The organism is Acinetobacter sp. WCHAc060025, from assembly GCF_004209355.1.
Taxonomy (GTDB): Bacteria; Pseudomonadota; Gammaproteobacteria; order Pseudomonadales; family Moraxellaceae; genus Acinetobacter; species Acinetobacter wuhouensis.
Genome location: NZ_SGSX01000010.1, coordinates 169,576 through 177,683 on the forward strand (window position 1 = coordinate 169,576; position 8,108 = coordinate 177,683).

7 protein-coding genes and 1 riboswitch are annotated in these 8,108 nt (G+C 42.0%); all 7 genes read right to left on the reverse strand.

The window, feature by feature from the left end:
* Position 1: 1 nt before the first annotated feature.
* The 7 genes from EXE09_RS10425 to EXE09_RS10455 all read right to left on the reverse strand — a co-directional run bounded on the left by EXE09_RS10425 (position 2) and on the right by EXE09_RS10455 (position 7,935).
* Positions 2 to 655: an urea amidolyase associated protein UAAP2 gene (locus tag EXE09_RS10425; RefSeq protein WP_130117225.1), complete on the reverse strand. Its 654-nt coding sequence runs from the start codon at positions 653 to 655 to the stop codon at positions 2 to 4.
* Positions 656 to 673: 18 nt separating this feature from the next.
* On the reverse strand, positions 674 to 1,423 hold the full coding sequence (locus EXE09_RS10430) for an urea amidolyase associated protein UAAP1 (protein WP_130117226.1): 750 nt from the start codon (positions 1,421 to 1,423) through the stop codon (positions 674 to 676).
* Between the two features lie 28 nt (positions 1,424 to 1,451).
* Positions 1,452 to 1,556, reverse strand: a riboswitch (guanidine-I (ykkC/yxkD leader).
* A 254-nt stretch (positions 1,557 to 1,810) separates the two neighbouring features.
* Positions 1,811 to 2,869, reverse strand: a complete 1,059-nt coding sequence (locus tag EXE09_RS10435; RefSeq protein ID WP_130117227.1) for a 2,3-butanediol dehydrogenase — start codon at positions 2,867 to 2,869, stop codon at positions 1,811 to 1,813.
* Positions 2,870 to 2,980: 111 nt separating this feature from the next.
* The gene (gene lpdA, locus EXE09_RS10440; protein ID WP_130117228.1) at positions 2,981 to 4,381 is read right to left on the reverse strand and encodes a dihydrolipoyl dehydrogenase; all 1,401 of its coding nucleotides are present in this window, start codon (positions 4,379 to 4,381) and stop codon (positions 2,981 to 2,983) included.
* 10 nt (positions 4,382 to 4,391) lie between these two features.
* The gene (locus EXE09_RS10445) at positions 4,392 to 5,936 is read right to left on the reverse strand and encodes a 2-oxo acid dehydrogenase subunit E2 (RefSeq protein WP_130117229.1); all 1,545 of its coding nucleotides are present in this window, start codon (positions 5,934 to 5,936) and stop codon (positions 4,392 to 4,394) included.
* 1 nt (position 5,937) lies between these two features.
* Positions 5,938 to 6,957 carry an alpha-ketoacid dehydrogenase subunit beta gene (locus tag EXE09_RS10450; protein WP_068975418.1) on the reverse strand — a complete coding sequence of 340 codons (1,020 nt, stop codon included), beginning with the start codon at positions 6,955 to 6,957 and terminating at the stop codon, positions 5,938 to 5,940.
* Positions 6,958 to 6,972: 15 nt separating this feature from the next.
* Positions 6,973 to 7,935 carry a thiamine pyrophosphate-dependent dehydrogenase E1 component subunit alpha gene (locus EXE09_RS10455; RefSeq protein ID WP_130117230.1) on the reverse strand — a complete coding sequence of 321 codons (963 nt, stop codon included), beginning with the start codon at positions 7,933 to 7,935 and terminating at the stop codon, positions 6,973 to 6,975.
* Positions 7,936 to 8,108: the final 173 nt, after the last annotated feature.

Consider the following 8,108-nt stretch of genomic DNA (forward strand, 5'->3'; position numbering starts at 1 on the left):
TTTATGCTCCTTCTGCTTCACGGATAATCAATTGAATTTGAGTTGGGTTATAGGCATTACATGGATTATTCAGCTGAGGACAATTTGAAATCAGTACGATTAAATCCATTTCAGCCTGAATTTCAACGTATTTTCCTGGTGCAGAAATTCCATCATCAAACTTCAATGCACCATCTTCAGTCACAGGAACATTCATAAAAAAGTTAATGTTTGGTCCGATATGTCTCACATTTAATTCATGTTTTAGTGCAATTGGATGCTTTGCCAAAGCGTACATGAAGTTATTTCGGCAACTGTGCATCGGATACTTATCATGTGAATAACGCACTGTATTACTTTCGCATGAACATGCACCACCCAATGTGTCATGGCGACCACAATTATCATCATGAATCACAGCAATCGGACGACCGAAATTACTATATAAAGTTGTGCCTTTTTCCAAATAAATTTGTTGATTCATCGCCAATGTATCTGTTGCGCTATAACGTTCATCTGGATTTTCAGCACTGATAAAGAGCGTATCTACAGCCTGATTTCCCTCAAGATCAACAATACGGAAAAATTGCCCTTTTTTAACTTCACACATCCATGCTTCACCGGCTGGACACACTTCACTAAGCGCTGTTTTTTCAAAAGATTGTAAAATTGTCATGGTTATTCTCCTGCTGGCTTAAACATTACTTTCAAGTGCGTAATAACGTGCGTTATTTGCATAGGCACGTTGATTTTGCGGACATGAATCACGACAAATATCATGCTCACCCAAAGGCAAAGCTTTAAATAATTGCATATTCACATCGGCAGGTTGATAACGATCACTATTGTCTAAGGCATGCGGTGCAGCGGACAGAAATACCAAACAATCCATCTCAAAACGCAGTTCAATCACGTGATTGGTACGATCAGCATGGATATATGACAACTCACCACAATCATTGGGAGTAACTTTTGAAAATAAATTAACAGTGGCACTCAAATCTTTTTGAGTGAGTGAGAATTTCGCCATTTCGACCAATAAGCCATCCAAGCCACTTTGGTACATCTCATTTCGAGCATCTTGAAAGGTACAACTTCCGAACTGCTTTTTAATATATTCAGGACGACTCGCACCACAAAAAGCATCATTCCAACCTTGATCATCATGAATGATGGATGCCATCACACGCCCTAAATCTGAATACAGTGCATGACCTGTCGATAAAAAAGCCGTATGTTGTCCTTTGAGGCTATCGGGCATGTTGTATCGTTCTAATTGATCTGCTGCATTCACACAGAAGAATGATACGTTGGCATTTGCGCCTAATGATTTAAATTGGAGTACTGTCCCTTTTTGAATTCGTCCCGACCAATGATGCCCCCCGGGTAAAACTTCACTCCACAAGATTTTGTTATCGCGATATTGATTTGCATGTTCGCCCATTTGCTCTACCTCATTTAAGGTTAATCCAACCTCCCGGGCTTTTATCCCTCCGTGTAGCTCAATTGAGCCGTAAACTCTCGGTCACAGCACAGCCAATCTTCATTGCGCTGCCGGAACCCTAGTTCACTTTATGATGATGAGTAATTAGCAAATAGCGTGCCATTTCAGTATTACGTTTTTTTGTTTTAGTCGTATTTTTTGAGCTATTCAGGTGCAGGATTTAAGTTTTAATAAAGTTAATATGCCAACTTTTGGGTCATTTAAATTGAGTTAAATTGTTCAAAATGATGTGCCTTGTCATTTCAGCACACCATTTTGAAATTTACACACTAGTTATTTTCAAAATGAAATAATTTCAAAAATCAAACATCAGAATTGTGACGTGACTCAAGGATGAACAATAATTTTAACTGCTGACTCGTTATTGTGAATCAAAGTTTCAAAGCCTTTTGCAACCAAATCATCCAAAGCAATCCGCTGAGTAATAAACGGTTCTAAATTAATTTTACCCTGCTCTACTAAGCGAATGGTTTCCTGATGGTCATTCACATAAGCAATAGTGCCTCGAATATCCAGTTCTTTCATCACCACGCTATGCACATTGATGGTTGCGGGATGACTCCAGATTGACACGATCACCACAACGCCTGTCGGTTTTATGGCAGCAACCAGGGTATCCATCACTTTATTGACACTGCTGCATTCAAAAGCAACATCCACGCCACGATCCTGCGTGATTTTCATCACTTCAGCCACGACATCGACTTGCGAGGGATCTAATACATAATCCACAACGCCTGCTTCCAATGCTTTTTCTTTCCGTTTAGCACTGAGTTCAGTGATAATAACCGTTAAACCTTTGGCTTTTAAAATGGCGGATAATAACAATCCGATTGGACCCGCCCCACCAACCAGTGCAATATCTCCCGCCTTTGCACCACTTCTCACATAGGCGTGATGACCAACAGATAAAGGCTCAATCAACGCTGCTTGATCTAAGGGAATATCATTGGAAATCGGATGTACCCAACGGCGTTGCACCGCAATCTTTTCAGACAATCCGCCACCACGCCCACCTAAACCAATAAAATTCATATCTTTGGATAAATGATAATTGTCATTGGGTCCTGTCGCTACATCATCAGCGATGATATAGGGTTCAACGACCACATGTTGACCAATTTCTATATCCGTCACACCTTCACCAACAGCATAAACCACACCGGAAAATTCATGTCCCATGGTCACAGGTGCTGACTCTCCTGAAATAGGATGTGGATGTCCACATGGTGGTATGAAAATAGGTCCTTCCATAAACTCATGCAAGTCTGTCCCGCAAATCCCACACCAAGCGACTTGTATCCCAACTGTTCCTGCTAAAACTTGTGGTTCAGGAATATCTTCTATACGAATGTCACCCTTGTCATAAAAACGTGCTGCTTTCATATTGGTTCCTTCAACATCTTTTTATTGATAAAAATCTGATGGCTTGCTCTCTCAATATTCAGCAATTGAAAATGACGGAACAAGCCTATGATTTAAATGTAAATTGCTCTTTTAAATATGAATCGCACGTTGCATCGCTGCCAATACTGACTCATGCATCGCTTCAGACAACGTTGGATGAGGGAAAATCACCTGTGCCAAACTTTCATCCGTTGCTTCCAAATATTTCGCTATCGCAAAGCCTTGGATATGTTCAGTCACTTCATGACCGACCATGTGTGCACCCAACAACTCACCAGTTTCCTGATTGAAAATAGTCTTAACAAAGCCTGCTGAATCGCCCAGAGCCAAAGCCTTACCATTGGCCTGTAAAGGGAACTTCCCTACATTGATACTGTAACCTGCTGCTTTGGCTTTCTGCTCAGTCAAACCAATGCTTGCCACTTGCGGGTGAGTAAAAATACAGCCTGGAATTTGCGTACGATCCAAAGCATGAACATTGGCAACACCTGCAATTTTTTCTACACATAAAATTGCTTCATGACTCGCCTTATGTGCCAAACACGGTGCGCCTGCCACATCGCCGATCGCATAGACACCAACCACATTGGTTTTGCACCATTGATCTACTTTGATAAAGCCATTTTCAAATTCAATGCCTAAAGATTCCAAGCTAAGATTTTGAGAATTTGGATGTACACCAATCGCAGAAAGTACTTTATCTACAGTGATAACATTAATTTCTGATGAGGTTTCGACATGACATTGAACTTGACCATTGGTAATTTCAATTTTCTGTACTGCTGATTCTGTCAGAACCTGCATACCCTGCTGTTCAAACTGTTTTTGTACGTACTTGGCGACTTCCGCATCTTCACTGGGTAAGATTTGCTTGGCAATATCGACCAAGGTCACTTGGCAACCTAAATCTTGATACAAACTGGCAAATTCACTGCCAATCGCACCTGAGCCGATCACCAAAAGTGACTTAGGCAATTCTTCAGGGATTAAAGCTTCTTTATAGCTCCAAACATACTGACCATCGACAGGGACTTGCGGTAAATTGGCAGCTTTAGCCCCTGTCGCCACAATAATATGCGGTGCAGAAATCTGCTGTTTTTGACCTTCAGCATCGGTTAATTCAAGTTGTTCTTTGGCAATAAATTGCGCCCTTGCGGTAAAAACAGTGACCTGATTTTTTTTCAGCAATTGTCCAATGCCTTGTACCAACTGACTCGATACTTGTCGGCTATGTTGAACCAATTGTTGAATATCAAAATCAACCGCACCAACCGTAAAACCAAACTGACCTGCATGTTTAAGTTGTTGGGCAACTGCCGCGCCACTCAACAAGGCTTTGGTTGGAATACAGCCCCAATTCAGGCAAATTCCACCCAAATGTTTCTCTTCAACAATGGCTGTTTTCAAGCCCAGCTGGGCTGCGCGAATCGCAGCCACATATCCACCTGGGCCAGCACCAATGATGATGACATCAAATTGTGTGTCTGACATTTCTGTTCTCCTACACCAAGATCAATGCAGGATTTTCAACAAACTGCTTAAATGCTGCCAAGAATTTTGCACCCAATGCACCATCGATCACACGATGATCACAGGACAAGGTCGCAGTCACCATTTGACGAACCACAACAGCATCGCCCTCCACAATCGCGCGTTTTTCAGCCGCTCCCAAAGCGAGAATTGCACCTTGTGGTGGATTGATAATCGCATCAAAGGCTTTGATGCCTAACATTCCCAAATTGGAAATACTGAAACTACCACCCTGGAATTCATCAGGCGCAAGTTTTCCTGTTTTGGCACGTGTTGCCAAATCACGCATATCATTGGAAATCTGTGCCAAAGACTTGCTGTTGGCAGATTTAATGATCGGTGTAATCAGACCATTTTCAATCGCTACAGCAACTGAAATATCCGCTTGATCAAACTGTAAAATTTGCTGATTTTCTTCATCAAACTGTACATTGACCTGAGGAACTTTGATCAATGCTGCCGCAGCGGCTTTGATCAGCATATCGTTAATCGACAATTTAACCTGTGGCACAGTGGCATTAATTTGCTGTCGTAAGCCCTGAATTGCATCGACATTTAAATCAACCGTTAAACGGAAATGTGGTGCATTACGTTTTGCAGCTTGTAAGCGTGATGCAATGGCTTTACGCATCCCATTCATTGGAATCGCTGTAACTTGAGCGGTTTCTGATGAAGTACTCCCTACAGTTTCAACAATGGTTGGATTTTCACGTTGATAAACAGCTTCAACATCTTCTTTCGATACTCGACCACGTGAACCCGAAGCACGGCAATCATGTAGGTTAATCCCCCACTGCTTTGCCAAACGACGTGCAACTGGGGTTGCTAAAACTTGACTATCATCCGCTGTAGATTTGGCAACTTTTCCACTCGATTGGTGACGCACATCTGGCCATGATCCACCTGCTGCCTGTACTGCAAGTTGAATATCTTTGACACTGATACGACCTTCACGTCCTGAACCTGTGATCTGTGCTAAATTGACATTGTGTTTTTCAGCCAATTTCAAAGCATGCGGTGTAGTAAATATTTCATCGACCTGCTGATAACCTTGTAAAGTTGCAGGCACTGAATAACCACCTTGCGCAACGGGTTTGGTTGCTTTTGGCGTACTATTTTGTACAGGTGCAGTCTGAACTTTTGTTTCTACGGTCGCAGTTGTTGTAGTTGCTACTTTTTCAGCGACCACTTCGGCAGATTTGGTTTCAGTTGCTGCTGCGCTTGATCCACCCAAAGATTGAGCAAATGCTTCAATTTCTGCATCGGACACTTGGCTGTCTGCACAAATGGCAATGATTCCACCGACAATTAATGTATCACCTGCTTTGGCAATAATTTTGCGTAAAGTGCTGTCAAAAGGTGCTTCTAATACATTGACGATTTTTGTGGTTTCAATTTCACAAATTTCATCTCCTTTATTAAAAGTCGTACCTTCCTGAATCAGCCATTGGGCAATCGTACCCTCTTCCATCGATAAACCCCATTTTGGGATTTCCAAGGTTTTAATTTCGCTCATCCTAAGCCTCCAAAGTTTTACGTACAGCCTGTTCGATACGTTCTACACTTGGTAACCACTCTTTTTCCAATACAGGTGAAAATGGTACTGGCGAGTGTGGTGGCGTAACCAATTCGATTGGCGCTTTGAGATAATAAAAACCTTTTTGTGCAATCAATGCCGCGACATCATGCCCAAAACCACAACGTGCTGCAGACTCATCCACAATCACCACACGACCTGTTGAAGCGACAGATTCCAAAATCCCTTCTTCATCAAGTGGGGAAATGGTACGGGGATCAACCACTTCAACCGAAATGCCTTCTTTGGCCAATTTGTCCGCAACTTCATTGGCACGATGCACCATTAAACTCAGCGCAATAATGGTTACATCAGTGCCTTGACGTGTGTAATTTGCCACACCGAATGGAATGGTATATGCACCATCTGGCACTTCGCCTTTGATGTCATATAACAACTTATGTTCACAGAACACAACAGGATCGTCATCACGAATAGCTTGAATCAATAAGCCTTTCACATCGTAAGCACTCGATGGCACCACGACTTTTAAGCCAGGTACAGCAGCAAAAACGTTATAAGGTGACTGTGAATGCTGTGCCGCTGCTGAAAAGCCTGCACCGATCATGCCGCGTACCACCATTGGTGCTTTGGCTTTCCCCCCAAACATATAGCGGAATTTTGCGGCTTGGTTATACAACATGTCATGACACACGCCGTAGAAATCCATAAACATCAAGTCTGCAACTGGACGTAAACCTGTTGCAGCAGCACCTGCTGCCATCCCGATAATTGCCGACTCGGTAATCGGGGTATCAATCACACGCTCAGAACCGAACTCAGTCCACAAGCCTTTGGTCACACCGAGTACGCCACCAAAACCTTCCAATTTATTGTCATCGGTATTTTTACCGCCATGACCACCACGAACATCTTCACCCACCACGATCACACTTGGATCACGGCGCATTTCTAATTCAATTGCTTCTTTAATCGCATTTCGATAACTTTTATTTGGCATTGCTTTACTATTCCTTTAGTAAGAGACATAAACATCGGTTAGAAGTTGAGAGACTTCTGGATAATTGGCAGCACGGGCTTTTGCAACCGCAGCATCTACATTGGCTTTTGACTCTGCATCAATGGCATCCAGTTTGGCTTCATCAATTTTTCCTTTGACTTTTTCACGGAAGATTTTCAAAGGATCTTTATGCTCTTTGACATAATCAAGTTCTTCTTTAGAGCGGATCAAACCTGGATCACCTTCGAAATGTCCATAAAAACGGTTGGTTACGCTTTCAATCACACTTGGACCTTCGCCACGGCGTGCACGCTCAATCGCTCTTTGTGCAACCTCATACATCGCAAAGAAATCAGTACCATCTACTTTTTCCGCAGGCATACCAAAGGCTGCTGCACGTCCTGCAATGTCTTTACTTCCGACAGCATAATCATGTGCTGTACCTTCACCAAAACCATTATTTTCAAAGACAAAAATGACAGGCAATTTTAAAACCACAGCCATGTTCATCGCTTCAAACGTCAAGCCCTGATTCGAGCCACCATCACCTGTAAATGACAAACCAATTCCGCCTGTTTTCAGGGTTTTGGCTGTCAACGCAGCTCCAATCGCCAATGGTGGACCACCACCGACAATGCCGTTTGCACCGAGCATGCCTTTGTCCAAATCGGCAATATGCATTGATCCGCCCTTGCCTCGGCAAAGTCCGTCATCTTTACCAAAAATTTCCAACATCATGCCGTGGATATCACAACCTTTGGCAATACAGTGTCCATGACCACGATGGGTAGAGGTGATAAAATCTTTATCCGTTAAATTTTCACAAATCCCTACGGCAACGGCTTCTTCACCGCTATAAAGATGAATAAAGCCAGGAATATCGCCTGTATTATTTTCATCATGAAGACGATCTTCAAACTCACGAATATCTCTCATCCGTCGATATGCTGCTAGCAATTGCTCTTCCGTTAATTGCATATATTTTGTCCTTTATCATTTAATCAAAAAGTAAATCCATATTATAAATTTAAAATATGGATGTTTAACTCCTGTTTATTTATATAAAATTATTTTCAAATAAATTAATATTAGACTAAAAAAATATTATTTAAAAAATTCAAATAAAAACATTAAAAACAAGAGTTTAAAAC